Origin of the sequence: Asanoa ferruginea (genome assembly GCF_003387075.1) — a bacterium.
Classification (GTDB): domain Bacteria; phylum Actinomycetota; class Actinomycetes; order Mycobacteriales; family Micromonosporaceae; genus Asanoa; species Asanoa ferruginea.
The window spans coordinates 2,401,517-2,428,412 of the sequence record NZ_QUMQ01000001.1 but is presented as its reverse complement, the minus strand read 5'-3'; the positions used below and the strand labels follow the sequence as shown (position 1 = coordinate 2,428,412).

Sequence of the window (26,896 nt, the reverse complement as noted above, 5' to 3'; positions counted from 1 at the left end):
AGAACGCGCGATTCGAGTCGAGGTACTGCGGTGTCTGGTTCGGTTATGCGGGACGGGGAGCCGGGCGGCGCGGACCGCCGGCACACAACGGGTGGGGCGGCACGTAAGGCAGCGAACTTCGTGGATCGGACCAACGATCCTCGAACTGAGAGCGTAGGGCGCGGTCGAGCGCCGGCGGCGAGGTCACCACAACAAGAGCCGGGTTCGCCCGACATGCGGCAAAAGCCCAAGAATCAGCCGCCTTCCGAGGCGGGCGGCAGGCCGCGACCTGGCAACAAGGGTCCACGGCCGGGACCGGCTCCGAGTCCGTCGCAGGAGGACGACCCCGACAACCTGGCTCAAGAGCCCGGTGCGAAGGGTGCCAACCGGCGCGGTGGCGTGTCAGGTTCCCGTCGCGTACCCGTGGGCGGCACGGGTTGGCCGCCGGTCGCGACGCCTCGGCGGGGTGGTTACCTGCGCCTGGTTGACGGCTTCCTGGTGTTTGTCCCTCCACACTCGGGTACCGAAACGGCCGACGGTCCGAACAGCCGTGGCCTTGAACGGAGTTCGGCCGTAGGCTGGCCGCGCGGCAATAGCGCGGAACGCGCGGCGGGAGTGCACTCCCCCGCGCAGGCGGACCAGACGCGCAGTGCCCCGGCTGAGCCGGCCGAGGTGACTTTGCCGCCAGATGCGATTGCCTCGAGCTTCGGCGAAGCCGATACACCCCGAGCGGACAGGGACGACACCGTGCATGACAACGGCAGCCACGACCCCGGCGCGACAGCACCTCATGTTTCACGTGAAACCGGGCCCGATGGTTGGGCCGTCGGCAGGCGTGCGCAGGTCCCTGACCCCGGCCTCCCGCACCCGCGTGTCGAGAGTGGACAGAGCGGTCCGGTGAATGCCGCAGCGGATGGCACCGGGGCAGCGCCGCGCGTACCCCTGGCCGTACCATTTTCTAGCCCGGACAACGGCACCAGCGGTGCTTATCCGGGTCGGCCAGACGTGGCTGAGCGCCCCCCGGCTCCGGCACCCCGCCCGCAGCCTGCCCCCAGCACGGATCGGGTCGACGTTGCCCCGTCCCGGCCTGCAGAGCCTCGGACAGACACGCCCGCCGCGGCGCCCGAGGTGATCCCGGAGGAAGCGGTGACCGACGCGTACGTTTCACGTGAAACCCCGACGCGCGAAGAGGACGATCCACCGTTGGCTATGGAGGCATTGCGCGCCGTACAGATCCTGAACCCGAGCGGTGAGATCACGATGCCGCGTCCGGATCACACCAGGATCATGTGTGTCGCGAACCAGAAAGGTGGCGTGGGTAAGACCACGACCACCGTGAACCTTGCTGTCGGCCTCGCGCTGCATGGCAACCGAGTCCTGGTGGTCGACCTCGACCCGCAGGGCAACGCCTCGACTGGGCTCAACGTGCCGCACCACGCCGGCATCCCGGACGTCTACGACTGCCTGATCGACAACGTGCCCCTCTCGGACGTTGCCCAGGCGGTCGAGGGCATCCCCAACCTGTGGTGCGTGCCCGCCACGATCGACCTCGCCGGCGCGGAGATCGAGCTCGTTTCCGTGGTTGCGCGCGAGTCGCGCCTCTCCAGGGCGATCGCCGCGCACCCCGACACGTTCGACTACGTCTTCATCGACTGCCCGCCGTCACTGGGCCTCCTGACCGTCAACGCGCTCGTCGCGGCGCAAGAGGTGCTGATCCCGATCCAGTGCGAGTACTACGCGCTGGAAGGGCTCAACCAACTGATCAACAACATCAATTTGGTACGCCAGCACCTCAACCCGACGCTCGACGTCTCGACGATCCTGCTGACCATGTACGACCGGCGTACCCGCCTGGCCGACGCCGTTGAGCAGGACGTGCGTAACCACTTTGGCGACAAGGTGCTGCGCGCGGTCATCCCCCGCAACGTCCGGGTCTCCGAGGCGCCTAGCTATGGCCAGTCGGTCATGACCTACGATCCGGGGTCGCGCGGCGCCACCAGCTACTTCGAGGCGGCCCAGGAGATCGCCGAGCGTGGTGTCAAGGGAGGCAAGGCATGAAGAACCGTCCGCGGGGCGGTCTTGGACGCGGGCTCGGGGCGCTGATACCGACCGCTCCCACCCCGGCTTCGTCGGTGGCGGTCGCGCCACCGCCGGCGCAGACCGAGGCGCCACCGCCTCCTCCCCCGGCCAGCGCGCCACCGGCGCCGGCCCAGGTGTCGGCACCGCCCGCTGAGGAGCCGGCGCAGGCACCACCCGTACCCGAGGAAGCGCCTGAACCGACGCCACCGGCGGAGGCTGCGGCGCCGGCGCCGATCGACCCTGGTCCGGAGTTGGCGCCTGTTCCTGGCGCGCGCTTCGCGGAACTGCCGGTTGACGCGATCGTGCCCAACGCGCGCCAGCCGCGGTCGGTGTTCGACGACGAAGCGCTCGACGAACTCAAGATCTCGATCCAGGAGGTCGGCTTCCTCCAGCCGATCGTGGTGCGGGAGACCGACGAGGACGGGCGCTACGAGCTCGTCATGGGTGAGCGGCGGTGGCGGGCCGCGCAGGCCGTCGGACGCACGACCATCCCGGCGATCGTTCGGTACACGCGCGACGATGCGATGCTTCGCGACGCCCTGCTGGAGAACATCCACCGGGCCAACCTGAACCCGCTCGAAGAGGCGGCCGCTTACCAGCAGCTACTCGACGAGTTCGGTGCCACGCACGAGGAGCTGGCGCGCCGGATCGGCCGTAGCCGTCCGCAGATCTCGAACACCATTCGGTTGCTGAACCTGCCGGCGGTCGTACAACGTCGGGTTGCGGCTGGTGTGTTGTCAGCCGGGCATGCGCGTGCGCTGCTCGGCCTGGATGACGCCCAGGCGCAGGAAGACCTCGCGCACCGGGTCGTGGCGGAGGGTCTGTCGGTGCGGGCGACCGAGGAGTTGGTGACGCTGGCGTTGGCGGATGGGCCCGCCAAGGCGTCTTCCCCGGCGAAGCGTCGGGTCAAGGCGGTGGCGCCGGCACTCACGGACCTCGCCGACCGCTTGTCGGACCGCTTCGACACGCGGGTCAAGGTGGAGCTCGGCCGCAGCAAGGGCAAGATCTCGATCGAGTTCGCGACGGTCGACGACCTCGAACGCATCGTCGGAATCATCGGGATGAACGAGGAGTCTCCGTCGGAGTAGAGCCCTCCGGCGTCAACGGCCGCGAACCCCATTCGGGTTCGCGGCCGTTTCACGTGAAACCCCCTCTGCGGGTGGCGGAAGTTTTACACAGGCGTTGTCCACAGGCACCCCCTCAAAACCACGAAACCCCGTGTCGGAGGCGTTGTCAGCCTGTGGATGAAGAAGTGCGGAGGACCCCGCGACCGCCCGAAATGGGGAAGGACGGAGGCCTGCATCCTCCGATAGGGTCACCCTCGTGCCTCACTCCCCCGACTCGGTCCCCGCGTACACCAAATGGCCCTCCTTCCCGTTCGAGGGCGATCTGCGCGTCAAAAAGCTCGCTACCCCCGTCGACGCCGAACCGCGCCGGAAGGGCGAAGACGCGGCTGAGTGCATCGCGTGCAACACCCCGGACGACGCCTACATCTGGGTGAGCGAGCGTTGGCGGGTGCGGGCGATGGAGCGGCCGACCGGCCTGCCGATGGTGCTCATCCTCGAAGCCCGGTCCCACCTCGACCTCGGCGACCTCCCCAACCTGCTGGCGGCCGAACTCGGGGTGATGACGGTCCGCCTGGAGCGCGCGGTCAGATCACTCGACGGAGTGGCCCGGGTCCACGTCAACCGGTGGGGCGACAGCTCGGCACACCTGCACATGTGGTTCCTGGCACGGCCATACGGGCAGCTTCAGCTCCGCGGCACGTTCCTGTCCCTGTGGGACGACATCCTGCCGCCCATCGCCGAGTCGGTGTGGCGCGAGAACCTGGCGTTGGTGGCCGCTTGGCTGGCGGAGTTCGGCGGCACGGCGCTCGCTGAGCCGCCGCACATCGAGTGGCAGGCGCCGTCGAGCCTGACGCCCCGGTCGACCCCGGCTGCGGTGGCGGCTGCCGTCGAGTCGGTGGCCGAGCCGCTGTCTGTGGCGATCGCTGAGGCGCCGGAAGGGTCGGATAGTGCGCCGGCGCCGGATGCGGGTTCGACGCCGTTGGTGCCGCCGCAGCCGACGCGAGATGGCCGGGCGCCGGTTGGTGCGGCTGGGCCTGCCGCCGGCGCGTCTGGGGCTAAGGCTGTGCCCGCTGAGAAGGAGTCGCTCGGTGCGCGCCTTGAGGCTGCCGCCGCCCCGGGTGTGGATGGCGTCGCTCCCAACGGTGGCGAGGCCGCGCCAGCGCCCGATGGGGTGAAGCGTGGGCCCGCGCCGGTCGTGGTGGCGGGCTCTGGGAAGCCCACCAAGCCGTAGCCGTTCTTGGCTCGATCAACGGAGCGCACCGGGGTCCGCAAGGACTCTGGTGCGCTCTTTGGTTTCCCGTGAAACATCGGGTTCGGGTTCGCTTCGGCATCGCCGACGGGGTCGAGGCCGATGGGGAGGCGTCGGGGGCAGCCGAAGTCCGTAGGTGACGGGGCGAGGGTTCGGCGACCGGCACCGACACGCTCGGGCGTCGAGGGCGTCGCAGGCTTGGGGGCGTCGCAGGCTTCGAGGGGCGATCGTTGCAGGCCTTGGGGGGCGATCGTTGCAGGCCTTGGGGGTCGATCGTTGCAGGCCTTGGGGGTCGATCGTTGCAGGCCTTGAAGATGCCGGGTGTCGCTGACGCCGAGGGCGTCCAAGGTGCCACGGGTGCCGAGTGCCGTTCGGCCTGCCGAGAGGTTGCCTCTGCCTAGCTGGCTAGCGGTGGAGCCGTCGACGCCTGTTCAGGTTGGGCTGGCGGTGAGACGGTCCGCCGCCTCGGTTGGCTGGTGCCGGGAGCGGATCGGGTCCTCGAGTTCCGCGCACGTCTCGTTTCCCGTGCAACGTCGTCAGCCGCGATGGCGATGGCATGCCTGACCCATGTCGGACGGCTCCGAGAACCAGCCCGCAGGAACGTCTCGCGGCCAACGGCGATGAGGAGCAAGGGCACGGAGACCGCGACACGTGGAGTCTGGCTGGGTAGAGGCGCCGAATCGTCGGTGTCGGGGCGCAGGGTTGAGGGAGTCGGTTGACCACCTCGGCGAGCCGCTTCTATCGGGCTCCTCTAGTAGGGGGCGGGACCGGGTCCGCGGTTCTCGCTGCGCTCCGCGGTTTCTCGTGAAACGTTCCGACGGTACGGCGGCCACTTGGGGTGCCGGCCCGAGGAGGCTGCGGAGCCCGGAGCCCGGAGCCGCGTGATCGCTCGAGCGGTAGACCGCAGGGCTAGCCGGTAGAGCGCGGGCAAACGGTGGTGTGTTGGTCGGGCGGTTGAAGTCGGGCTCGATAGGTCGGGTTCGGTGCGGGTGAGGGCGGGTCTCTTCTTTCATGGGGTGATGGCTTGAGCGAACCGGTCGGCACGGCTCCCGCCAGCGTTACACCGTGCGACGGCACCGTCAGCGCCGAACCGGGTTGGGCCCGAGAGCGGGCGCGCTGGCTCCCCAGCCCGGTGCGTCGTTTATGGCCAGTTGGCGGAACGTCGGATGCTGCCTCGGGCGGGCAGCCTCTCGGCCGGTTGTGGCGCGCGGCAGCTCTCCCGTCGGCTGCTCGGCCCCATCGGTCGGCTCATGAGGCGAAGCCCTCTGTTCCCCTCCGTCGGCCCGACCGACGGTTCGCCTCGAAGATGTGCTTCGCCGCTGCTTTTCTCGGCGGCGAGTGTCAACGCGCTTCGAAGCGATCGGCGGGCGATGACTCCACCCACGCTTACGCCGACTGACCGCCGCCGTTCGCGCGGACGCACACCGTCTAGTCGTCGGTGACGGCGACGTGTCGACCATCCCCAATCTCTGGTGGTTTCACGTGAAACACCAAGGTCCACTTCGATGGGACGAGAAGCGCCGCCCGGCTTCTTGGCGACGCGCTAGCCGGCCGCGGCTCCCCCGACGCCAGAACTGATGCGCCGACGTAGGGGTAGGCCGGTCGTCGGCGAGACGCCTGACATATGGAAACACCCTCGGCCTGGTTGGTGATTCGGGCTCGTCCGCAGAGAGCCCGGTCCTGTAGCGGAACCACGGACCCGGGAACTGGGTCGTGCACCGCACCGATGCAGAGAGCGGTGGACCCGCGGCGAGCTCGACCACAGGCCTGCCGGTGGGGGCGAGCCCAGCCGCCCGGTCGTACGAAGGCGCGGGCGTTTGGGACCTGGGCGCCCCGGGCCTCGCACACGTGCGAACGCGTTCAGCCGGGCCTTGATCACTCACCATCGCGCCCCGCGATCTGGGAGGCACCCCTATCGTCATCCCGCCCATGACGCTGGTCGCTCCCCCTTGTCGCCGCGCCTCCCGATGCCAGGCCGTCTGCCGTCGTCGTGCTCCCGATGCCGGGCTGGGCGCGCCCACCAATTTGGCTTCATGGCTGATGCGTGCCGGATAGACCGGCGGATGGAGCCATCGCACGGGACGATGAGCGAGGCTGCCACAAACCCCGGGCCCCAGAGCCGCCGGGACAGGTAGGCGGGGCATCCCTCGGGCCGCAGAGCCGCCAGGAGAGATAGGCGGGGCAACCCTCGGGCCGCAGAGCCGCCGGGACAGGTAGGCGGGGCAACCCTCGGGCCGCAGAGGCGCCTAAGCGTGGTGTGCGGTGCCGGAATGGAAGCACCACCCAAGCCCCGCCGCAGCGTCGCGACACCGGGGCTAGCGCGGTGACGCAGCGCGGCAACGTTGGATCGACAGCGCCGCTGTAGCCGCGGAGTCGTCGCAAGCCGGGACCTTGAAGCACCCAACGCCGCTGGCGAGAAGATGAACGTCCCGCGTCCGCCCGGCTGCGTCGCCGGGTGCTAAGCGCGCAATGGCAAACCACGGCAGGCCTAAGGGGTTGGGTAGGCGCCAGCTGGTCGCACGAAACGATGGCGGGCCTGAAGCCCGGCCCGGGCGCGGCTCCCGAGCAGCGTTAGGTCATGGCGGGTCTGAACGAGTATGCACGGCCGGACAGAAGGTCCAGCGACGGTACAGAACGACTGACAAGCCTACGAGAGTGCGGGGTCACCCTCGGGATCCGTCGCCGGCCATTTCGGGGCCAGCGACCCACGCGACCACCGGACGGAGCGTTGGAGTCCCGCCGGGAGCGCGCTGGCACGGGACACCTGGGCGGTAATGCGCGCGTCGCAGCCCCGAGTCCGCAGCCCCGAGTCCGCAGCCCCGAGTCCGCAGCCCCGAGGCGGCAGCCCCGAGTCCGCAGCCCCGAGGCGGCAGCCCCGAGGCGGCAGCCCCGAGGCGGCAGCCCCGAGGCGGCAGCCCCGAGGAGCGGGGGGCTGCGGTGAGGAGGCGACTAGCGTCGCGCGGCGATCAAGGCGGTAAGGACAGCCGCTGGTTGACGGGGCGCTCGATAGCGACGTCCAGACGGCTGGTCATCGTCGCGTCCCGAGCAGTCGGATGCTGAATCCCCTATCGCGAGCCGCTCCCCGGACCGATGCGCAAGGTAGTGCTGGCGGAACTCCCGGGCAGGCGCGCCTGTGACGCTGAAGCGACCGCGGGGCTTGCCGGGCGTCGAGCTGCGGACCGGCCAGGTCTCTGGCGCTCGGCGTTCATCCGGCGGGGCAGCGCTGTAGGCGAGGCGGAAACGCCGCACCTCGCTCGGCCCTTGGCAGTACAGGGTCGTTGGACTCTCGCTCGCGGCCGAGGGCGACGTGCTCTGGACCGCCACACGAAGCCGGGTCGGGCTCCGGTGCGGAGGCCGCTGCTACCCCTCGCGACGGGAGCCGCTCCCAGCAGATCTTCTGGTGCGCCCGAACCATCAAGGAGAAGGTTTCACGTGAAACATCGGTGTCGGCACGAGTAGCGACGCGAGGCCACCCAGGAGCGAGCCTTGCAGCACGCTGGGGGCGGCCCGTCGTGTGGGGGTGGGTGATGACCCGGAGCCGGCTCGCCTGGAGATAGCGGGTGCCTGTGTTGGCGGTGGCGGACGCTGGGCGACGCGACTGCGATGGAGCCGTACTCGACCAAGTCTGCCGACCGACTGTCCCCGAATCCGAGCGCGCCGGCGGCTGTGTCCTGGGAGCTGATTGCGCGTCCCCCCGATGCCAGGTTCGGTCGGGTCGGTCTCGGGGGCTTTGGCGGCGGACAGTACGCAAGGGTCCGACGAGCCTCGCCCCCGATCCCTCAGACGCCGGTCGTCGAGGCGGCCGTAGCGATCGTGGCCCGGACGGCAGCGACGCCAATCCTCCACGGCGACCCGCCTTCCGCGGTGTCCGCGCCACACTCGCCCGCTGGCGCGTTGATTGGGCGCCGGTCGAGCTCGAATCGTGGGCGCGCCGTTGTATTCCAAGCCGCGCAGGCGCCGTTGCCTGTATGGCCCGTGCCGCCGCCCTGTCAGAACGCCGCGCGGGTCGACCCCCGCCGGCGGATCCACAGCGAGTCGGTGGTTCGGCGGTCACCCTGCCGGGGATAGCGATGGTCACCGGCTTCACGTCGAACTCGACTCCTGACGCGTCTTCGGCTTCGGTGACGCTGCCCGGAATCCGGTAGGCGATCGAGAACAGCACCGCCACGTCGCTCCAGTTCAGCTGTAGCCAGACACCACGGCGACAAAGGGCCGGCCATTCATGTCGACGCCAACGGCCCGACCGTGTCGCGCATCGGTGATGACGCGGTTGGACGCTGGCCGCGATAGCGCGAGGTTGACGAGGCCCTGCGTCGTTCCACACCATGGCTGCACTCCGGCGGGAGAGAACGCTCCACCGAGCCCAGCGACTGTAATGAGACCTCCACGGGTACGGGGGCACGAGCACGCCAAACCTTCCGATGGACACGCAACCGCGCCCTGGCCCATCGCACTGACGCATGACGGTCGCGCCCCCTTGACGCCTCGACAGCATTCGAGGCCGAAGCAAGCCCCCGGCCCCGGCGGAAGCAGGCGATGTCCGCGGGCCGCACCGGCGACGCCTCGGCCCAGTCAATTAGCTTGCCGACTCCGCCTGCACAACCCCACGGCCGCCACGGCGACCACGGAGCACCGGGCGAGGCGCGGCGCGCGGCTCCGTGGCTGTCCAGTTCCATGTGGAACAGCGAGGCCCTGACCGCGGCCACGGGCAGATCGCCCGCCCTAACCCCACAACGAACTAACGCAGACTCTCAACCGCCAGCCAAGCGCGAACTGCCGACCAACTGCCGGCCTGTCCAGCCCACGGGCCCTCGGCAAGGTCGACCTCACCCCCCACCAACCTCGAATCCGCGAGACCCGACACCTCAACCCATCCCCACCATCGAAACCCGTTTCACGTGAAACGAAGGAGCCTCAGAATCGTGGGATGCGGATACGGGAGGCGCACTCCGATGACCTGGTAAGCCTCCAGGACATCGAACGCTCAGCCGGCGAACTCTTCCGAGAGATCGGCATGCCGGAGATCGCTGACGACGACCCGCCGTCGCTGGCAGACCTGACGCGATACCAGCAAGCCGGCAAAGCCTGGGTAGCCACCACCAACACCGACCACGTGACGGCCTACCTATTCGCCGAACCGCTAGACGGCAACCTCCACCTGGAGCAGCTCTCCGTACACCAAACCCACGCACGACAAGGAATCGGCCGCGAGCTGATCACTCACGCCGCGAAAACGGCAAAGGCGAAGGGGATGCCAGCACTTACGCTGACCACCTTCAGGGACGTCCCATGGAACGCGCCCTACTACGAGCGCCAACGCTTCCGAACACTCGACGAGCACGAAATCACGCCGGGCCTCAGAGAGAGGCGGCAACAAGAAGCCGACCACGGCCTCGACCGCTGGCCCCGAGTCTGCATGCGCAGACCGACGACCTAGTCAGGAAGCCCGTCCCGCCGACCGTGACACCATCGCCGCCAACACCTTGCCGAAGTCCAACCCGGCGGCCTGAATCGCCATCGGCATGAGCGACGTCTCCGTCATCCCCGGCGCCACGTTGACCTCGAGCACATGCGGCGCCCCAGACCCGTCGACGATCATGTCTACGCGGGACAGGTCGCGCAGCCCCAGCGCGTTGTGCGCCGCCACCGCCGTCTCGGCGACCACGGCGGCAGCAGAAGCGTCCAACCGCGCCGGCGTGTGCCACGTCGTCAGCCCGGCCGTGTAGCGCGCCGCATAGTCGTACACCCCATTGCGCGGCACGATCTCGACCGCGGGCAGCGCCTGGGGCCCGTCGCCAAGGTCGATCACGGTGACCGCGACGTCCATGCCGGTCACATACCGCTCGACGAGCGCGGTGGAGTCATAGGCGAAGCAACCCACCATCGCCGCCGGCAGCGAGCTCTCGTCGCGCACGACCGCGGCACCGAGACCCGAGCCACCCTGAGCCGGCTTGACCATCAGCGGCAGCCCCAACCGCGAGGCGATCCGCTCCAGCACCGCGACCGCGCCGAGCTCGGAGAACCGGTCGTGCGGCAACGCCACCCAATCGGGTGTCGGGATGCCGGCCTCGCGCAGCACGGCCTTCGCCGAGGGCTTGTCCCACGCGAGCCGGGACGCCAGCGCGTCACAGCCGACGTAGGGCACGTCGCACAGGTCGAGCACCCCGCGCAGCGACCCGTCCTCACCGGTGGCGCCGTGCAGGGCGATCACCACGGCATCCGGCGGGTCGGACCGTAACGCCGGCAGCAGCGACACGTCGGCGTCGCGCTGCTGGGCGTCGATGCCCGCCGCCCGTAGCGCGTCGATCACCCGGCGGCCGGACTTGAGGGACACGTCCCGCTCGTAGGACAACCCGCCGGCAAGAACAAGGACGCGCAGATCGGTGCTGCTCATAAGTCAGATCATGCCAAGTCGGGACCAGGGGTGTCGGATCCGGCCTGCCCGCGGCGGCGGTTGGCAACGGCGCTGATGGCGCCGAACACCTGCCGCATGGCCAGGTCCTGCTCCATCACCCCGGCGAGGCGGCGGACGCCCTCGCGGATCCGCTCCGGCGACGGGAACGAGAAGTTGAGCCGCATGTTGTCGCCGCCCTTGCCGTCGGCATAGAACCCGGTGCCGGGCACGTAGGCGACCCGGGCCGCGATCGCCCGCGGCATCATCGCCTTGGAGTCGAGGCCGGGTGGCAGGGTGGCCCAGACGAACAGGCCGCCGCTCGGGCGGGTCCAGGTCGTGCCTTCCGGCATCAGGTCGGTGAGCGCCTCCAGCAGCGCGTCGCGCCGCTCCCGGTAGACCTCGCGGTAGGTCTTTATCTGCTCGCGCCACGGCATCGTCGACAGGTAGGTGGTCACCGCCGCCTGCGCGAACGCGCTCGGGCACAGGATCTGCGACTCAGAGGCGATCACGAGCTTCTCGCGCACGGCGTGCGGAGCCAAGATCCAACCGACCCGCAGCCCGGGCGCGAACGTCTTGGAGAACGTCGAAAGGTAGAAAACCCCCTCGCGACGCCGGGCGCGCAGCGGCAGCGGCGCCTCGCCGTCGAAGGAGAGCTGCCCATAGGGGTCGTCTTCGACCACCAGCAGGCCGGCCCGCTCGCAGATGTCGAGCACCTGGTCGCGCCGCTCGTCGGTCAGCGTGACGCCGGCCGGGTTCTGGTAGGTCGGAATCGTGTAGAGGAACTTCGCCCGCCGCCCGGACCGGGTCACGTCGGCGATCGCCGCCTCCAGCGCGGCCGGGATCAGCCCGTCGTCGTCCATGGCGACGTGCACGACCTGGGCCTGCGCCGCCTGGAACGCACCGAGCGCCCCGACGTAGGTCGGACCTTCGGCAAGCACGACGTCACCCGGGTCGAGAAAGAGCCGGGACACGAGATCGAGGGCCTGCTGGCCCCCGACGGTGACAACGACATCGTCCGGCGAAGCGCCGGCGGCTGCGTCGATGCCGGAGAGCGCCATCACCTCGCAGATCCGCTCGCGCAGCTCGGGGGTGCCCTGCCCGATGCCGTATTGCAGCGTGCTGGTGCCGTGGTCGGCGGCTAGGCTGCCGAGCATCTCCCCGACGGCGTCGAGCGGGAGGGCGGCGATGTAGGGAGCGCCACCGGCGAGCGAGACGACCTCGGGGCGGCTGGCGACGGCGAAGAGAGCTCGAATCTCCGATGCCGTCATGCCGCGTACCCGCCGCGCATAGCGGTCGGTATAGTCGTCGAGCGTCGTCCCGGTCATGCCCTACCTCGCCTTCGGGCTCTGCGCTGGTTGGTTGATGGTAGACCGCGCGCCCTCAAGGCACCTTCGGGTTACCTGCGGGCAGTCCATATCGCGGAATCCGGGGTCCCCCGCCAGGTCAGCGCCACGACCCGCGATGTCCGACCTCTCCCGTCCTGCACGGTTCCGGCGTACGATCGCTGGTTGGGGCAGGCGGGCAGCACGCGACTTCCACCGTGCTCCGATAACCGTGAATTAGGCAACCGAGCGGTTTTCGAGGTTCCGCAATGTCACGTCGCCTGGTCAGTCTCACGCTCGACACCCTGGAAGACCTGCCGCGCCCATGCCGGCAATGCGTCTACTGGGAGCTCGACCCGGTCTCCGCCGAGCGCGCCTGTGCCGCCGGCGACCCCGGCCTGGAAAAGGAGGCCTGGGTCTCGCAGACCCTCCTGGAATGGGGCTCCTGCGGCAAGCTGATCTACGTAGACGGCATGCCGGCCGGCTTCGTCCTGTTCGCCCCGCCGGCTTATGTCCCGCGCTCGATGGCGTTCCCGACCTCGCCGGTCTCCGCCGACGCCGCCCTCCTGATGAACGCCCACGTGGTCACCGCCTTCGCCGGCGGCGGCCTGGGCCGCATGCTCGTCCAGGGCGTGGCCCGCGACCTCGTCAAACGCGGCATAAAGGCGATCGAGGCATTCGGCGACGCAAAGTTCGGCGACGCCCCCGACGAGCCCGGCTGCCTGGCCCCGGCCGATTTCTTCCTCTCCGTCGGCTTCAAGACGGTCCGCCCGCATCCGCGCTACCCGCGCCTCCGCCTCGAGCTGCGCACCGCGCTCTCGTGGAAATCCGACGTCGAATATGCCCTGGAAAAGCTCCTCGGCTCCATGAGCCCGGAAAGCATCCTGCGGCCGGTCCGCCCAGCGACCCGAACCAGCAACAGCTGACAACCAAAGATCAAAAATCGGTCCCGGGTCCGCCGGGGGCACGACCGTCGCTCCCGCCGGGGACCGCTCGCTGACGCGTCGCTGCCAGGTCCGCGCCACACAACCAAACAGCCAGCCCGATAGCCACATCGCCGCGGCAACCAGCCGCTAGATCCACCGAACCGCAACGGCGCTGATCGACCTCTGCCCGTTCGCCGGTCGAATCACCGCTGACCTGCGGGGTCGTCCCGGCGCGGTATCGGCGGGACAAGTCGGCGGGCAGGGCCGCGTCCACGAAGCGGAACCGTCAAAGCGGGCAACGACACGGCATCCGTGCAGCCCCGCAGGCGGTCAGCGATGACGGCGGCGGGTCGCCCGGGTGGGGGGACCACGGTTCGGGCCGCGTCGCCCCGGTCCAGCCTCGCAGGGGGCAGACAGCGTGCGACGGTGACGGCGCCTGCGGTTCGGACCGTGCGGGCTCGGGCCGTGCGGACTTGGTCGGGGTCGGCCGGGGCCGGCGGCGTGGAACAGGCGCAGCCATGCGGGCTTGGTCGGGGTCGGCCGGGGCCGGCGGCGTGGAACAGTCGCAGCGCTGCCGGTTTGGGGCTGCGGACTCGGGCGCTGCGGACTTGGTCGGGGTCGGCCGGGCCCGGCGGCGTGCAACAGGCGCAGCGCTCCCGGTGTGGGCCGGGCTCAGGCCGTGCGGACTTGGTCCGAGTCGGCCCGGGCCGGCGGCGTGGAACAGTCGCAGCGCTCCCCGTTTGGGCCGCGGACTCGGGCCCTGCGGACGGTCCGGGTCGGCCGGGCCCGGCGGCGTGTAACAGGCGCAGCGCTCCCGGTTCGGGCCGGTCTGGCGCCGGCCCGGCCGCGATGCGACTGACAGCGCGCACCGGAGGCGGCGACCCAGTCACGGCCGTGGCGCCGGCCTGGACGCGACCGGCCCGCGCAACGATCCGACCGTGGGGCCGCAGACGCTAAACGAGGGACGTGAGAGGTCAGGCGGGCGCAGTTGCGGCGGCGATCGCGGCGCGTAGTTCGCGCACGTCGATCGAGCCGGTCGGCACGTCCTGGTCGATCGGGTAGTACATCCGCTGCACGGCCGCCACGACCGCCTCGACCACCTGGTCGCGGAAGCGCGGATCAACGAGCTTCGCCCGATCACCCGGCGAGGTCAGGTAGCCGACCTCCACCCGGACCGCGGGCATCTTGGTCAGGCGCAGCAGCTCCCACGTCTTCGCGTGGGTCTGGCAGTTGCGCAAGCCGGTCCGGACGACGATCTCGCGCTGCACCAGCCCGGCCAGCCGCTCGCCGACCGTCGACGCGGCGCCGTGGTTGGTGCCGTAGTGGTAGGTCGCCACCCCGTCGGCCTCCGGGTTGGCGTGCCCGTCGATGTGCAGCGAGATGAACAGGTCGCCGCCGAGGTCGTTGGCCAGTTGGGCCCGCTCCAGGTCGGTCAGTTCGGCGGTCGGGGCCGGGCCCCGGGTCAGGTGCACGCGCATGCCGGCCGCGGCCAGTCGGCCTTCCAGCCGGGCGGCCATGTCGTAGGCGAGTTCGGCCTCGGTCCAGCGCAGCGCGCCCTCGGGCACCACGACGCCCGGGTCGGGGCCGCCGTGGCCGGGGTCGACGATGACCGTCTTGCCGACCAGGTTGGGGCCGGAGTGCCGGAAGGCATCGGACTCGCGCAGCCACTGGGGACGCCCGCCGATGACCTTGCGGCCCAAGCGGCGCAGGGCGTGCATCGTCTGGGGGCCGCAGGCGCCGTCGGGTGCCAGCCCGACCTCGCGCTGGAACTGGGCGACCGCCCGGGCTGTACGCGCGCCGTAGACACTGTCTGCGCGCCCGACGTCGTACCCCATCTCGAGCAGTCGTTCTTGCAGGGTTCGGACGTCTTCGCCGATGAGCGGCTCGGGGATGGCCTGGTAGAGGGTGCGCGAGCCGAGCCGCCAGCGGGCCGCGACCAGCGCCCGCCAGGTCTCCGCACCGACCGCTCCGTCGACGCTGAGGCCGCGGCTCTGCTGGAACGTGCGCACCGCCCGCTCGGTCGCCTCGTCGAAGTCGGTGGACTCGAACTCCTCGCCCGGCGAGGTGGCGTGTGCGCCCGGAATCAACCCGAGGCCGACGAGGATGCCACGGATCTCGGTAACCGCGGGACCACGGTCTCCACGTCGGACAACACGCACGGACTACCTCCTCCGGGTGACACGAGCCGCGCTCCCGGAGCCTATCGTGGCTGCCTGGCCGGGGCCGGAAGGATCACGAGACGACGACGCCCCCGCAGCCAGTGGGTGCGGGGGCCGTCGCTGAACGTGGATCAGAACGCGGACTCGATGAGTTTGACCAGGTCACCCTTGGGGCGGGCGCCGGCGACCGACTGCACCGGCTCGCCGCCCTTGAAGACCGTCAAGGTGGGGACCGACATCACGCGGTAGGCGCGGGCGGTCTCCGGGTTCTCGTCGATGTTGAGCTTGACGATGCGGACCTTGTCGCCCATCTCGTTGGCGATCTCCTCGAGGAGTGGCTCAACCTTGCGGCAAGGCGCGCACCACTCGGCCCAGAAGTCGACGAGCACGGGTGTATCCGCCTGCAGGACATCGTTGACGAAGTTGGCGTCCGTCACCGATTTGGTTGTTCCCACTTGAAAACCCTCCTCCGGGCCAACGAATGCTGAATCGAGTATGTAGTTTCCGGGTACGCCCGGCGGCATGTCGTGTCCGGACTCACGCCCAGTCGAAGATCAGACCTCGAGCGCGGCGATGAACCGCTCGGCGTCGAGCGCTGCCGACGTGCCGGTGCCGGCGGCGGTGATCGCCTGCCGGTAGGTGTGGTCGACCAGGTCGCCGGCGGCGAACACACCCGGGAGGCTGGTGTGCGTCGTCGGCGCGGCCACCTTCACGTAGCCGTTGTCGTCCATGTCGACCTGGCCGCGGAACATCTCGCTGCGCGGGTCGTGGCCGATCGCCACGAAGACGCCGGCGACCTTGAGCTCCTTGACCTGGTTGTGGTGGACGTTGTGCACCTTCACGCCAGTGACCTTGCCGTCTTCACCGAGCACCTCGGTGACGATCGAGTTCCACTCGACCTTGATCTTCGGGTTGGTCAGCGCCCGCTCCGCCATGATCTTGCTGGCCCGGAACGAGTCGCGGCGGTGGATGATCGTCACGCTGGCGGCGAAGCGGGTGAGGAAGCTCGCCTCCTCCATCGCGGAGTCGCCGCCGCCGACGACCACGATGTCCTGGCCGCGGAAGAAGAAGCCGTCACAGGTGGCACACGACGAGACGCCGTGGCCGAGGTATTCCTGCTCGCCGGGCACGTTGAGCGGGCGCCAGGCCGAGCCGGTGGCCAGGATGACCGCCTTGGCGCGGTAGACCGTCTCGCCGACGTAGACCGCCTGGGTCACGCCGGAACCGAGCTGGCCGCTGTCGACGAGCTCGACCCGGGTCACGTCATCGGTCAGGAACTCGGCGCCGAACCGCTCAGCCTGCTTGCGCATGGCGTCCATCAGCTCGGGGCCCAGGATGCCGTCGGGGAAGCCGGGGAAGTTTTCCACCTCTGTGGTGGTCATCAGCGCGCCACCCGACTGCACACCCTCGATCACCAGGGGGTTCAGGTTGGCGCGAGCGGCGTAGACCGCGGCCGTGTAGCCGGCCGGGCCGGAGCCGATGATGATCAAGTTGCGGACGTCGTCCACTGCCGTCTCCCGAAGATATGCGTTGCTCGCACCAGGCAGAACGTCATGGTACGAGCCGCGGATTCCCGTGCGTGGACAACCTCACGCCGCGCGTCCGATCTGTCCTCCGCTGTGCGTGTCACCCTACTCGGGCGCGGAACAGCTCGTCTGTGCCGGCCAGTCCGCAATCGGGACCAACCGCCCAGCCCCAGCGGGCCCCGGCACCGTCCGTGAAGAACACCACGACGGCCGGCCGCCCGTCAAAGGCCGCGTAGTCGGCCAGCTCCACCGTGATCGGCCCCTGGCCGTGCGCGGCCGCGATCGCGTCGACGCAGACCTGGAGGGCCGCGGCAGCGTTGAGCCGGGCCAGCGGCCCTTCCATGCTGCTGAACGTGGCCGGCGTCTTCTCGGTCGACTTGGTCACGTCTCCGGCCGTGGCCTGGGGCAGCGGCGGGAGGCTGACCGCCGATCGCGAGGCCCGAAGGAAACCCCCGGTCACGCCCGGGGCGTCGTAGTCACGCCCACTCATGGCGCGCGGGATGGCTGCCGCATCGCCGGCGGCCGGCGCCTGGGCCACCGCCGCCTCGCCGCCGGCGTCGCTCGCCGTCGTGCTGTCGAGGCCGGTCATCGAGCCGTTGATCCATAGGCCGCCGAGCACCGCGACCGCCAGCGCGACGAGCACCGGCGCCGCCACGATCAGCCAGCGCGACCGCTGCCGGGCCCGACCCAGTGGGCGCGCCGCGGGTCGCGACGCGCGCGGCGCCCGGTTGTCGCGGGCCGGCCCGGTCGCCGGCTCGGCGCGCTGAGCCGGCACGGGATGGGCGGAGGGCAACGCGGCCACCAGCCGGGCGACCACCTCGTCGGGCATCGGCTCCGCGGTCTGGTCGGTGAGGAGAGCCAGGTCGTCGGCGGTCGCCGCGAGCGCGGCGACCAGCGAGTCGTGTTCGGCGGCCCAGGCCGGATCGGCGTCGACCAGCGTCGCCACCCGGGCCTCGTCGGGGGTGCCGGCGAGCGCGCCGCCGACATAGTCGGCCAGCAGGTCGAAATCGACCGCCACAGGCTCGCTCATCACTCCCCCTCCCCGGCGTTGTCGGGCACCGGACGGCCCGACACTGATCGGACGTCGCCGCCGGTCGGCCGGTTCCGTGCCGTGGCGGACGGCACCCCGGCGCCGCTGTCACGCGGTCGCAGGTGCCCGAGCAGCATCGCCAATCGTGCCCGGCCCCGCGAGCACCGGCTCTTGACGGTGCCCTCGGCGACGCCGAGCAGCACCGCGGCCTCGGCGACCGGGTAGCCCTGCACGTCGACCAGCAGCAGCGCGGCCCGTTGGTCTTCGGGCAGCCTGGCCAGCGCCTGCCGGACCACCAGCGCGGTGTCGTGGTCGGTGACCGGTGCGGCCGGCTCGACGCCGGTGGGCCGGTCAGGATCGTTGGTGCCGTCGGGCAGCGGCACGGTGGGGTGCGCCTGGCGCCGGCGGATGCGGTCGAGGCAGGCGTTGACGACGATCCGGTGCAGCCAGGTGGTGACCGCCGAGTCGCCACGGAAGCGGGGCGCCGCCCGGTGCGCCGAGAGCAGCGCCTCCTGGAGCGCGTCGGCCGCGTCTTCCCGGTCGCCGAGGGTGCGCAGCGCGACCGCCCACAGTCGATCGCGGTGGCGGTGGAAGAGCTCGGTGAAGGCCAGCGGATCGCCGTCGACATGGGCGCGCAGCAGCGCCTCGTCGTCTGGCGCGTCGAGGTGCTCTAGGTCGCGCCGGCCGGCGGTCACGGCTGCACCCTATCGTCGCGGCGCTATCCCGCGCGGGTGACGATCAGCCCCGTGCCTGGACCGTGATCTCCTGGATCTCGAGTCGCAACCGGCCGTCGGAGGTGCTCGGCAGCTTGGTGAACCAGATCAGCAGGTATTGATTCTTCTGGTCGGGCGGGAAGCCCTGGAACGTCAGCGTGGTCGCCTCGTGGTTTTCGAGGGGCTCGCCGATGCGGGTCTTGTAGTCCTTGAGGACCTTCTGGTCGCCGGCGCGGGTGCTGCCGGTGTCGCCCTGGCCGCTGAACAGCGTGGCCGAGGCGCCGGTGGCGGACAGGTTGACCTGCACCGAGCTGACGTCGGTGGGCTCGGCGAGCTTGATCAGCACGCCCATCCCGGACTTGTCGCCGAACGGCAGGTTCTTGTAGGTGTCGCTCTCCCACGCGGTGTCGCGCTTGCCGTCGACCATCAGCGCGGCGTCGGCCAGCTCGGTGCGGTCGCCGTCGGGGTCGACGATGCGGACCTGGTCGCGGGTGAGCGGGACCGCCTTCGGCGCGGCCGGCTCGTTGGCGTCTCCGCTCGGCGCGGCGGTGCCGGTGGCGGCGACGCCGGGACCGGGCGCGGCGTCGCCGGACGAGTCGTCACCGCGGTCGGCCAGCACGCTGATGCCCAGCAACAGGCCGACGGTGGCGATGACCAGCAGGCTGGCCACGCCCAGCACGAGCTTGCGCCGGGTGGCCGGGGGCTGCTCGGGCAGGCCCTCTTCGACGGCCGAGAACCGCAGCGGCCCGGCGTCGACGATGAACGGCTCGTCGGCGGCCACGTCGAGCCGGTCGAGCTCGGCGGCCAGCACGTCGGCCGACGGCAGCGCCAGCCGGTCGTCGAGCAGGTCCATGGTCAGGTCGTCGAGGTAGGCGGGCACGCCGGCGCGCACCATCCGCGGTGCGGCGATCGCGCCGGAGCCGTCGCGGACGGCGTCGGGCAGCGACGACGGGCCGACCTCGGCGTGCGGCCAGTGGCCGGTCAGCGCGAAGTAGAGGATGCCGCCGATCGCCCGGACGTCGGTGTCGGGGGTGTCGCCGTCGGTCGCGCGGGCGTCGGCCAGCACGACCCGGCCGTCGGCGCCGACCATCACCGTGCCGGGGTGGACGTTGCCGTGCACCATGCCGGTCGCGTGCACGGCGGCCACGGCGCTCGCCACGGAGTGGGCGATCGAGGTGGCGCGCTCGGCGTCGAGCGGCTCGTCGACCACGAGTTCGCGGAGCGCCTCGCCGTCGATCCACTCGCGCACCACATAGGCGCGGCCGTCTTCGTCGATGGCGTCGTAGACGCCCGCGAGGTTGGGGTGGATCACCCGGCTGGCGGTCACCGCCGCCTGGAGCATCTCCTGCGCGGAGTCGCCGCCGGGGTAGCGCAGGACGACCGCGACCGGCCGCCGCAGCACCACGTCGATGCCCTGCCAGACCTGCCGGCCCGCGGCGTCGTCGTTGATGTGCTCGGCCAGCTCGTAGCGGTCCGCGAGCACCTCACCGACATGCGGTGCCCCGACAGTCAGCACGGGAGGTGTGGCCTCGTCGGCCTCCTGGCCCTCGCCGACCTGGGTCACCGGTCCTCCTTCGGTGCTGTTCTCGCTCGTCATGCTGACTCGCTCGCCGTCTCGCAGTCACCTTTGGGCAGCGCGCTGCGCCCCGTGTGAAACCGAAGGGCGGCGCCACCTCAATAGCGTAGGGGCTCGGCGCATCTGTCGGGAGCGACCTTACCTGGGAGGGACCACCCCGCCACAGGCCATGTTCCCTCGTTACGCACTGCTCGTCCGGGGGTCTGAGCACTGCAAACAACGTCAAATCAGTCTTTGCAGCGACATGTTCAGAACCCGAAAAAGGTACGATTTCTTGTCCGGCGCGTCGCCGCCGCCCTGGCGAAAGCCCTAGCGGGCCAGCCCCAGCCGCCGCCGCACCATGCCGAGCACGCTGGTCACCTCGGTGATCCGCAGTGCCGTCGCGAGCGCGAGATAGCTCAGGCAGATGACCAGGCCGCCGACCACCAGCCGGGCCAGCGCGATCATCCGGTCGGCAGAGTCACTGTTCGGCAACAACCGCAGCGCCACGTAACCCACCAGTGCCGCACCGGCCGCCGCCACGGCCACCTTGCCGAAGGTCATCATGATCCGCCCGGCGCCCATCGGCCCGATCCGGCGGCGCAGCAGCATCGCGAACACCACCGCGGCGGCCACGTAGGAGACCGCGTTTCCGAACATCAGGCCAGCCGCGACGGTCGAGGTGGACAGCACCAGGTAGAGGCCCACCTGCACCGCGACGCGTACGCCGACGATCGGGATGTTGACCAGAGCCGGCGTCTTGGTGTCGGGCAGCGCGTAGAAGGCGAACGTGAAGAGCTGGCTGATCGCGAACGGCACGAGCGCGAGCGCGCCGGTCAACAGCACACCCCCGGTGTCTGTCGCGTTGCGCTCAGTGAACGCCCCGTAGTGGAACAGGACTACCGAGATGGGGTACGAGAGCACGGCGTAACAGACCGCGATCGGGGCGAGCACGGCGGTCACCGTGCGTGTTCCACGTGAAACATCGTCGGCGAAGTCGCCGAACCGCCCCTCGGCGGCGGCCGCGCTCATCCGGGGCAGCAGCGCGGTGATGATCGAGACGGCGATGATCCCGTGTGCGGTCATCACCAGCAGGAAGACGTTGTTGTAGATCAGCGGGCCGGCGTCGCCCTTCGCGCTCGCCGCGTTGGCCAGCTTGAACACGACGATGAGGCCGAGCTGGCTGACCGCGACGTAGCAGAACATCCACCCGCCGAGCTGGGCCAGCTCGCGCAGGCCGAGCTCGCGCCACTGGCCACGCCAGCGGTAGTGGAAGCCCACCTTGCGCAGCGCCGGGATCAGGCCGGCGACCTGGACGATGATGCCGAGCAGCGTGCCGCCGCCGACCAGCAGGATCATCATGGCGCTCATGTCGCCGGTGGCCAGGTCTTCGCGGGCACCGTAGAGCCCGATGAACAGCCCGAACGAGGCGATCACGATGATGTTGTTGAGGATCGGCGTGAACATCGGTGCGGCGAAGTGGCCACGCACGTTGAGGATCGCGCTCATCAGGGCCGACAGGCCGCTGAAGAAGATCATCGGCAGCATCAGCAGCGCGAGGATGTTGATCAGCGACTTGGTGTCGGCGGTCGTGGCCTTGTCGATGTAGAGCAGCGTGAGCAGCGGCGCGGCCAGCAGCGCGAGCACGGTCGCCAGGAACAGCGCGACGACCGCGAGGCTCAGCAGCCGCTGGGTGTAGAGCTCGCCCCGGTCGCGGTCGAGGTCGCGGCGGCGCACCAGGACCGGGATCAGCACGCTGGTCAGCACGCCACCCAGGAGGAACTCGAACACCATGCCCGGCAGGATCTGCGCGGTCGTGTAGGCGTCGCCGACCGCCGCGCCCAGGGCGGCCGAGATGACCAGCGTGCGCAGGAAGCCCGTGCCGCGGCTGACCAGGCTGCCGACGGCCATGACCGCGCTGTTGCCGGCGGCGCTGCCCGGACCGGGTTCTTCGATCGCCGGTGGGCCCGCCGGCGGCGGTATGTCGACCGGATCTGCCCGGACGATGCCCTCGTTACCGGTAGCGGCGTGTGCGCTCCGGTAAAGTCCGCTGCTCACGGGACCTCCAGACGAGGGTGAAGACGTACGCCCGACCCTAACCTGACGAACGTTGCCCCGCGGAGACGGCGACCCCGGAGAGAAAGATAGGCTGGCGGTCCCATGTCCGGAACATCCTCTCCCAGCCGCCTCACCCAGGCGCAGCAGACCGCCGTGGCGGAACTGCTCCGGGTCTCGCCGGTCGCCGACGAGCTGGGCCGCCGGTTCGCCAAGGCCGGCCACGAGCTGCATCTGGTCGGCGGTTCGGTGCGCGACGCACTGCTCGGCCGGCTCGGCAACGACCTCGACTTCGCCACCGACGCCCACCCCGACCAGACCCTCGCCGTGCTCAAGGGCTGGGCGGAGGCCACCTGGGAGACGGGGCGCGAGTTCGGCACGATCGGCGCGCAGCGCGACGGCCTGCGCCTGGAGATCACCACGTTCCGGGCCGACGTCTACGACGGTGTCACCCGCAACCCGCTGGTCCAATACGGCTCGAACCTGGCCGACGACCTGCGCCGGCGCGACTTCACCGTCAACGCGATGGCGGTCAGCCTCCCCGACCACACCTTCACCGACCCGCACGGCGGCCTCGACGACCTGGCCGCCAAGCTGATCCGCACGCCCAGCACGCCGGAGCAGTCGTTCGGCGACGACCCGCTGCGGATGCTGCGGGCGGCCCGGTTCGCCGCGCAGCTCCGGTTCGCGGTCGACCCGGCGGTGCGCGCCGCGATGAGCGCGATGGCCGCCGACCTCGACCGGATCACCGCCGAGCGGATCCGCGACGAGTTCACCAAGCTGCTCTCCGGCGCCGACCCGGTCACCGGCCTGCGGCTCCTGGTCGACAGCGGGCTCGCCGACCGGTTCGTCCCGGAGATCTCCGGTCTCAAACTCGAGATCGACGAACACGCCCAACACAAGGATGTGTACGAGCACACGCTGATCGTGGTCGCCAACGCCGTACGCCTGGAGGGTCCGGAAGGTCCTGACTTCGTGCTGCGGATGGCCGCGCTGATGCACGACGTCGGCAAGCCGGCCACCAAGGCGGTCTCCCCCGACGGCCGGGTCAGCTTCCACCACCACGAGGTGGTCGGCGCGCGGATGACCAAGCAGCGGATGAAGGCGATGCGCTACCCCAAGGACGTCATCGCCGACGTCGTCGAGCTGGTGGCGCTGCACCTGCGCTTCTACGGCTACGGCCGGGGCGAGTGGACCGACTCCGCGGTGCGCCGCTATGTCACCGACGCCGGGCCGCTGCTGTCCCGCCTGCACAAGCTGACCCGCTCCGACGTGACCACCCGCAACCGGCGCAAGGCGGCGCAGCTCGCCGCCGACTACGACGCGCTGGAAGACCGGATCGCCCGCATCGCGGCCGAGGAAGACCTGGCTCGGGTACGCCCGGACCTGGACGGCAACGCGATCATGGAGCTGCTCGGCGTGCCGCCGGGGCCGGTGGTCGGGCAGGCCTGGCGCTACCTCAAGGAGCTGCGGCTCGACCGCGGCCCGCTGGACCGCGACGAGGCCGAGGCCGAACTGCTGCGCTGGGCCCGGTCGGAGGGCATCGTCGGCCCCGAATGACAACGGGCGGCTCCGGTCGCTACGGTCGCGGGCATGCAGCCGCACCCCGGCGTCACCCCGCGTTCCTACCGGGTGCCGATCGTGGTCCTGTCGGCGCTGCTGTTCGTGCTCGTCGGCGGCATCGTCGTGGTGCTCTCGGCGCGGGCCGGCGGGCGAGCGCCCTGCCCGGTCGGCGAGTGGACCGTGGAGAGCTATCGCGACGCCGTGCCGGTCGACGCGATCGGCCAGACGTTGACCTTCACCGGCGGCGCCGGCACGATCCTGCGGCTGCGCGGCGACGGGACAGGTGAGACCGACTACGGCGCCGGGGTGACGTTCACGGCCGCCGCGCCGGACGGACGCACGGTCAAGATCGAGGTCTCCGGGCCCGCGCGGTTCCGCTACGAACTCACCGCGGCCGGTGGTGACATTTCCGTCACCCCGGTCAGCAACGACACCACCAGCCAACTCTTCATCGGTGCCACCCGGCTCGGTGCGCCGGCGAAATACAGCGACTCGGCGAAGACCCGGTCCTACCGGCTGGTCTGCCGGCAGGACTCGCTCACCCAGGACGACGACCAACTCGCGGTCGGCTACCGGCGGCGCTGACTTGTCGTACCCCCGAGGTTGAATGGTTCTTATGCACTGGACCGTCGTCGACTCGCCCGTCGGGCCGCTGTCGCTCGCCGCTGACGAGGTGGGTGTGTGCGGGCTGCGCTTCGGTGCCGTGCCGGGTGTGGAGTCCGTCGCGCCGACCGGGGCGCTGGCCGCGGCGGTCGAGCAACTCGCCAGCTACTTCGCCGGCACCCGCACCGACTTCGACCTGCCACTGTCGGTCCGGCGTGGCTCCGAGTTCGAGCGCGCCGTCTGGCGCCGCATGTCGACGATCCCCTACGGCGAGACCGAGACCTATGGCGAGGTCGCGGCCGTGGTGGGCGATCCGGGTGCGGCGCGCGCGGTCGGCGTCGCCTGCAACCGCAACCCGATCGCCATCATCGTGCCGTGCCACCGCATCGTCGGCGCGGGCGGCAAGCTGGTCGGCTTCGGCGGCGGGCTGCCCACGAAACGCTTCCTTCTCGAGTTGGAGGCCGGCAACGCGTGGCAGCGCGCGTGGGCGACCTAGCCCAAGATCGACCGTCTCGGGGCTGAGGATGGCCCGATCAGGCAATGGCAATCGGTGGGCCGGCCTTGGATGATCCGTCCGACTTCCCACTCTCCACGCGACTGAAAGACGGGGGATCTGCCGCATGTCCACCGAGACTCCTGAGTCCAACCTGGGCCGTCGCCGGCTGCTGCGTCGTGCCGGCACGGTGGCCGCGGGCGTGGTCGGCGCGGGCGCCGTGAGCGCCGCCGTCGCCGGTCCGGCCCAGGCCGCGCCGGGCGACCCGATCGTGCAGGGCAACAACGACGCCGGCGCGGGCGTCACCGAGCCGATGGTCACGCTCGACAACACGGAGGGCCCGGCCCTCAACCTCGCGCCGTCGGGCTCCACCAACGGCGACGACCCGGTCGGGTCGTTCCGCGTCGACGGTGGCGGCAACATCTGGACCCTCGTCACGCCGGGCCTGCCGGAGATGGTGCACACCTCGTTCACGGCGACCCAGCTCGTGCCGATCGTCCCGCAGCGGATCCTCGACACCCGCACGAAAGAGGGCCGGGCAAACGTCCTCAACCCGTCGGGCCTCTTCGACGCGGGTGGCCGGCTGCTCGCCGGCAAGACCATCAACCTGCACGTCGGCGACTACGCGTCCTGGGCGATCGCGCTGCACGGCAACGTGACGGTGACCGGCTCCGTCGGCGACGGCTACCTGACGATCTGGCCGGGCGGCACGGCGCGACCGACGACGTCGGTCATCAACTTCCCGTCGAGCGCGAAGCTCAAGGCGCTGGCCAACCACGTGGTGGTCGGCGTCGGCTACCTCGAAGACGAGGACAAGGACGACGTGATCTCGATCTACAACAGCGGCGCCACCGCCCATGTTGTGCTCGACGTGAGCGCGTGGAGCACCGTCTTCGGCTTCACCGAGGTCAAGAAGGGCATCCCGGGGGCCGACACCGCGCGCGCGGCGCGCGCCGCGGCCGGGCTGGCCAAGCCGCAGTCGGTCATCGCCAAGCGGATGGGCGGCAAGCCCGGCTGGGCCAAGTAGCCTTCACCAAACGCGAAAGGGCGGCCACCCCCTCGGGGGTGCCCGCCCTTTGTCGTGCGTGGGTCAGCGCTCGACCTCGCCGCGGATGAACGCCTCGACGGCGTTGTGCGCGTCGTGGTCGGCGTATTGCTGCGGCGGCGACTTCATGAAGTAGCTCGACGCCGACAGGATCGGGCCGCCGATGCCCCGGTCGAGAGCGATCTTCGCCGCGCGGAGGGCGTCGATGATCACGCCGGCCGAGTTGGGCGAGTCCCAGACCTCGAGCTTGAGCTCCGCGTTGAGCGGCGTGTCGCCGAACGAGCGGCCCTCGAGCCGGATGTAGGCCCACTTGCGGTCGTCGAGCCACGGCACGTGGTCGGACGGGCCGATGTGCACGTCGCTCTTGGCCATCTCGTGCGGCACCTGGGACGTGACCGACTGGGTCTTCGAGATCTTCTTCGAGACCAGCCGGGTGCGCTCCAGCATGTTCATGAAGTCCATGTTGCCGCCGAAGTTGAGCTGGTAGGTGCGCAGCAACTCGACGCCACGGTCTTCGAACAGCTTGGCCAGCGCGCGGTGCACGATGGTCGCACCGACCTGGCTCTTGATGTCGTCGCCGACGATCGGCAGGCCGGCGTCGGTGAACTTCTGCGCCCAGACCGGGTCGGACGCGATGAACACCGGCAGGGCGTTGACGAACGCGCAACCGGCGTCGATCGCGGCCTGCGCGTAGTGCTTGTCGGCCTGCTCGGAGCCGACCGGCAGGTAGGCGATCACCACGTCGACGCGGGCGTCACGCAGCGCCTGCGCGACGTCGACCGGCGCCTGGTCGGACTCTTCGATGATCTCCCGGTAGTACTGGCCCAGGCCGTCGAAGGTCGGACCCCGCTGCACGACGACGCCCGTGGGCGGCACGTCGCAGAGCTTGATGGTGTTGTTCTCGCTGGCGACGATCGCCTCCGCGAGGTCCATGCCGACCTTCTTGGCGTCCACGTCGAACGCCGCGACAAACTCCACGTCGGAGACGTGGTAGTCGCCGAAGGTGACGTGCATGAGACCCGGGACGCGGTCGTTGGGGTCGGCGTTGCGGTAGTACTGCACACCCTGGACCAGGGACGAGGCGCAGTTACCCACACCGACGATGGCGACGCGGACGGAGCCCATCGCGTTTGCCTCC

The 26,896-nt window shown here is 70.5% G+C and carries 19 protein-coding genes; 9 read left to right on the top strand and 10 right to left on the bottom strand.

The annotated features are described in order from the left end of the window. Positions 1 to 984: 984 nt before the first annotated feature. The 4 genes from DFJ67_RS11545 (at position 985) to DFJ67_RS11530 (ending at position 9,811) form a co-directional block, all read left to right on the top strand. A complete protein-coding gene (locus tag DFJ67_RS11545; protein WP_116067883.1) occupies positions 985 to 2,037 on the top strand; it encodes a ParA family protein in 1,053 nt (350 codons plus the stop codon). Beyond that, positions 2,034 to 3,146 (top strand): ParB/RepB/Spo0J family partition protein, encoded by a 1,113-nt coding sequence (locus tag DFJ67_RS11540; protein WP_116067882.1) that lies wholly within the window; start codon positions 2,034 to 2,036, stop codon positions 3,144 to 3,146. Before DFJ67_RS11545 ends, DFJ67_RS11540 begins: the two co-directional genes overlap by 4 nt. 235 nt (positions 3,147 to 3,381) lie before the next feature. Beyond that, positions 3,382 to 4,356 carry a hypothetical protein gene (locus DFJ67_RS11535; protein ID WP_116067881.1) on the top strand — a complete coding sequence of 325 codons (975 nt, stop codon included), beginning with the start codon at positions 3,382 to 3,384 and terminating at the stop codon, positions 4,354 to 4,356. Between the two features lie 4,945 nt (positions 4,357 to 9,301). Further along, on the top strand, positions 9,302 to 9,811 hold the full coding sequence (locus DFJ67_RS11530) for a GNAT family N-acetyltransferase (protein WP_116067880.1): 510 nt from the start codon (positions 9,302 to 9,304) through the stop codon (positions 9,809 to 9,811). Here the strand turns inward: DFJ67_RS11530 and DFJ67_RS11525 are convergent, their stop codons facing one another. Then, positions 9,812 to 10,768 (bottom strand): D-alanine--D-alanine ligase family protein, encoded by a 957-nt coding sequence (locus tag DFJ67_RS11525; protein ID WP_116067879.1) that lies wholly within the window; start codon positions 10,766 to 10,768, stop codon positions 9,812 to 9,814. It abuts the gene before it with no gap. Positions 10,769 to 10,776: 8 nt separating this feature from the next. After that, positions 10,777 to 12,093 carry an aminotransferase-like domain-containing protein gene (locus DFJ67_RS11520; protein ID WP_116067878.1) on the bottom strand — a complete coding sequence of 439 codons (1,317 nt, stop codon included), beginning with the start codon at positions 12,091 to 12,093 and terminating at the stop codon, positions 10,777 to 10,779. 266 nt (positions 12,094 to 12,359) lie between these two features. Here DFJ67_RS11520 and DFJ67_RS11515 point away from each other — a divergent pair, with 266 nt between their 5' ends. Further along, positions 12,360 to 13,016: a GNAT family N-acetyltransferase gene (locus DFJ67_RS11515; RefSeq protein ID WP_116067877.1), complete on the top strand. Its 657-nt coding sequence runs from the start codon at positions 12,360 to 12,362 to the stop codon at positions 13,014 to 13,016. Between the two features lie 974 nt (positions 13,017 to 13,990). Here DFJ67_RS11515 and DFJ67_RS11510 read toward each other — a convergent pair. From DFJ67_RS11510 to murJ, 7 genes are all read right to left on the bottom strand, one after another. After that, positions 13,991 to 15,175 carry an N-acetylmuramoyl-L-alanine amidase gene (locus DFJ67_RS11510; protein ID WP_116067876.1) on the bottom strand — a complete coding sequence of 395 codons (1,185 nt, stop codon included), beginning with the start codon at positions 15,173 to 15,175 and terminating at the stop codon, positions 13,991 to 13,993. Between the two features lie 131 nt (positions 15,176 to 15,306). Next, entirely contained in the window at positions 15,307 to 15,630 is a 324-nt protein-coding gene (gene trxA / locus DFJ67_RS11505; protein WP_116067875.1) for a thioredoxin, read from the bottom strand. A 99-nt stretch (positions 15,631 to 15,729) separates the two neighbouring features. Then, positions 15,730 to 16,683 carry a thioredoxin-disulfide reductase gene (gene trxB / locus DFJ67_RS11500; protein WP_116067874.1) on the bottom strand — a complete coding sequence of 318 codons (954 nt, stop codon included), beginning with the start codon at positions 16,681 to 16,683 and terminating at the stop codon, positions 15,730 to 15,732. Between the two features lie 118 nt (positions 16,684 to 16,801). Then, a complete protein-coding gene (locus tag DFJ67_RS11495) occupies positions 16,802 to 17,731 on the bottom strand; it encodes an RsmA family anti-sigma factor (RefSeq protein ID WP_116067873.1) in 930 nt (309 codons plus the stop codon). Next, entirely contained in the window at positions 17,731 to 18,426 is a 696-nt protein-coding gene (sigM, locus tag DFJ67_RS11490) for an RNA polymerase sigma factor SigM (protein WP_116067872.1), read from the bottom strand. Before sigM ends, DFJ67_RS11495 begins: the two co-directional genes overlap by 1 nt. A 43-nt stretch (positions 18,427 to 18,469) precedes the next feature. Continuing rightward, positions 18,470 to 20,041, bottom strand: a complete 1,572-nt coding sequence (locus DFJ67_RS11485) for a protein kinase family protein (protein WP_116067871.1) — start codon at positions 20,039 to 20,041, stop codon at positions 18,470 to 18,472. 288 nt (positions 20,042 to 20,329) lie between these two features. After that, complete coding sequence (gene murJ / locus DFJ67_RS11480; protein ID WP_116067870.1) at positions 20,330 to 22,057, bottom strand: murein biosynthesis integral membrane protein MurJ; 1,728 nt, start codon at positions 22,055 to 22,057, stop codon at positions 20,330 to 20,332. A gap of 102 nt (positions 22,058 to 22,159) precedes the next feature. Between murJ and DFJ67_RS11475 the strand changes: the two genes are divergently transcribed. The 4 genes from DFJ67_RS11475 (at position 22,160) to DFJ67_RS11460 (ending at position 25,740) form a co-directional block, all read left to right on the top strand. Beyond that, positions 22,160 to 23,614: a CCA tRNA nucleotidyltransferase gene (locus tag DFJ67_RS11475; protein WP_116067869.1), complete on the top strand. Its 1,455-nt coding sequence runs from the start codon at positions 22,160 to 22,162 to the stop codon at positions 23,612 to 23,614. Between the two features lie 33 nt (positions 23,615 to 23,647). Further along, the gene (locus DFJ67_RS11470; RefSeq protein WP_116067868.1) at positions 23,648 to 24,202 is read left to right on the top strand and encodes a hypothetical protein; all 555 of its coding nucleotides are present in this window, start codon (positions 23,648 to 23,650) and stop codon (positions 24,200 to 24,202) included. 31 nt (positions 24,203 to 24,233) lie between these two features. After that, a complete protein-coding gene (locus DFJ67_RS11465; RefSeq protein WP_116067867.1) occupies positions 24,234 to 24,716 on the top strand; it encodes a methylated-DNA--[protein]-cysteine S-methyltransferase in 483 nt (160 codons plus the stop codon). Positions 24,717 to 24,840: 124 nt separating this feature from the next. Beyond that, entirely contained in the window at positions 24,841 to 25,740 is a 900-nt protein-coding gene (locus tag DFJ67_RS11460) for a hypothetical protein (RefSeq protein ID WP_116067866.1), read from the top strand. 63 nt (positions 25,741 to 25,803) lie between these two features. Here the strand turns inward: DFJ67_RS11460 and DFJ67_RS11455 are convergent, their stop codons facing one another. After that, complete coding sequence (locus DFJ67_RS11455) at positions 25,804 to 26,883, bottom strand: inositol-3-phosphate synthase (RefSeq protein WP_116067865.1); 1,080 nt, start codon at positions 26,881 to 26,883, stop codon at positions 25,804 to 25,806. Between the last annotated feature and the right edge of the window lie 13 nt (positions 26,884 to 26,896).

Coding starts and splice junctions, on each gene's coding strand:
- DFJ67_RS11540 (WP_116067882.1), top strand. CDS start 2,034: ATGAAGAACCGTCCGCGGGGCGGTCTTGGACGCGGGCTCGGGGCGCTG.
- DFJ67_RS11530 (WP_116067880.1), top strand. CDS start 9,302: ATGCGGATACGGGAGGCGCACTCCGATGACCTGGTAAGCCTCCAGGAC.
- DFJ67_RS11525 (WP_116067879.1), bottom strand. CDS start 10,768: ATGAGCAGCACCGATCTGCGCGTCCTTGTTCTTGCCGGCGGGTTGTCC.
- DFJ67_RS11520 (WP_116067878.1), bottom strand. CDS start 12,093: ATGACCGGGACGACGCTCGACGACTATACCGACCGCTATGCGCGGCGG.
- DFJ67_RS11515 (WP_116067877.1), top strand. CDS start 12,360: ATGTCACGTCGCCTGGTCAGTCTCACGCTCGACACCCTGGAAGACCTG.
- DFJ67_RS11495 (WP_116067873.1), bottom strand. CDS start 17,731: ATGAGCGAGCCTGTGGCGGTCGATTTCGACCTGCTGGCCGACTATGTC.
- DFJ67_RS11485 (WP_116067871.1), bottom strand. CDS start 20,041: ATGACGAGCGAGAACAGCACCGAAGGAGGACCGGTGACCCAGGTCGGC.
- DFJ67_RS11475 (WP_116067869.1), top strand. CDS start 22,160: ATGTCCGGAACATCCTCTCCCAGCCGCCTCACCCAGGCGCAGCAGACC.
- DFJ67_RS11470 (WP_116067868.1), top strand. CDS start 23,648: ATGCAGCCGCACCCCGGCGTCACCCCGCGTTCCTACCGGGTGCCGATC.
- DFJ67_RS11465 (WP_116067867.1), top strand. CDS start 24,234: ATGCACTGGACCGTCGTCGACTCGCCCGTCGGGCCGCTGTCGCTCGCC.
- DFJ67_RS11460 (WP_116067866.1), top strand. CDS start 24,841: ATGTCCACCGAGACTCCTGAGTCCAACCTGGGCCGTCGCCGGCTGCTG.
- DFJ67_RS11455 (WP_116067865.1), bottom strand. CDS start 26,883: ATGGGCTCCGTCCGCGTCGCCATCGTCGGTGTGGGTAACTGCGCCTCG.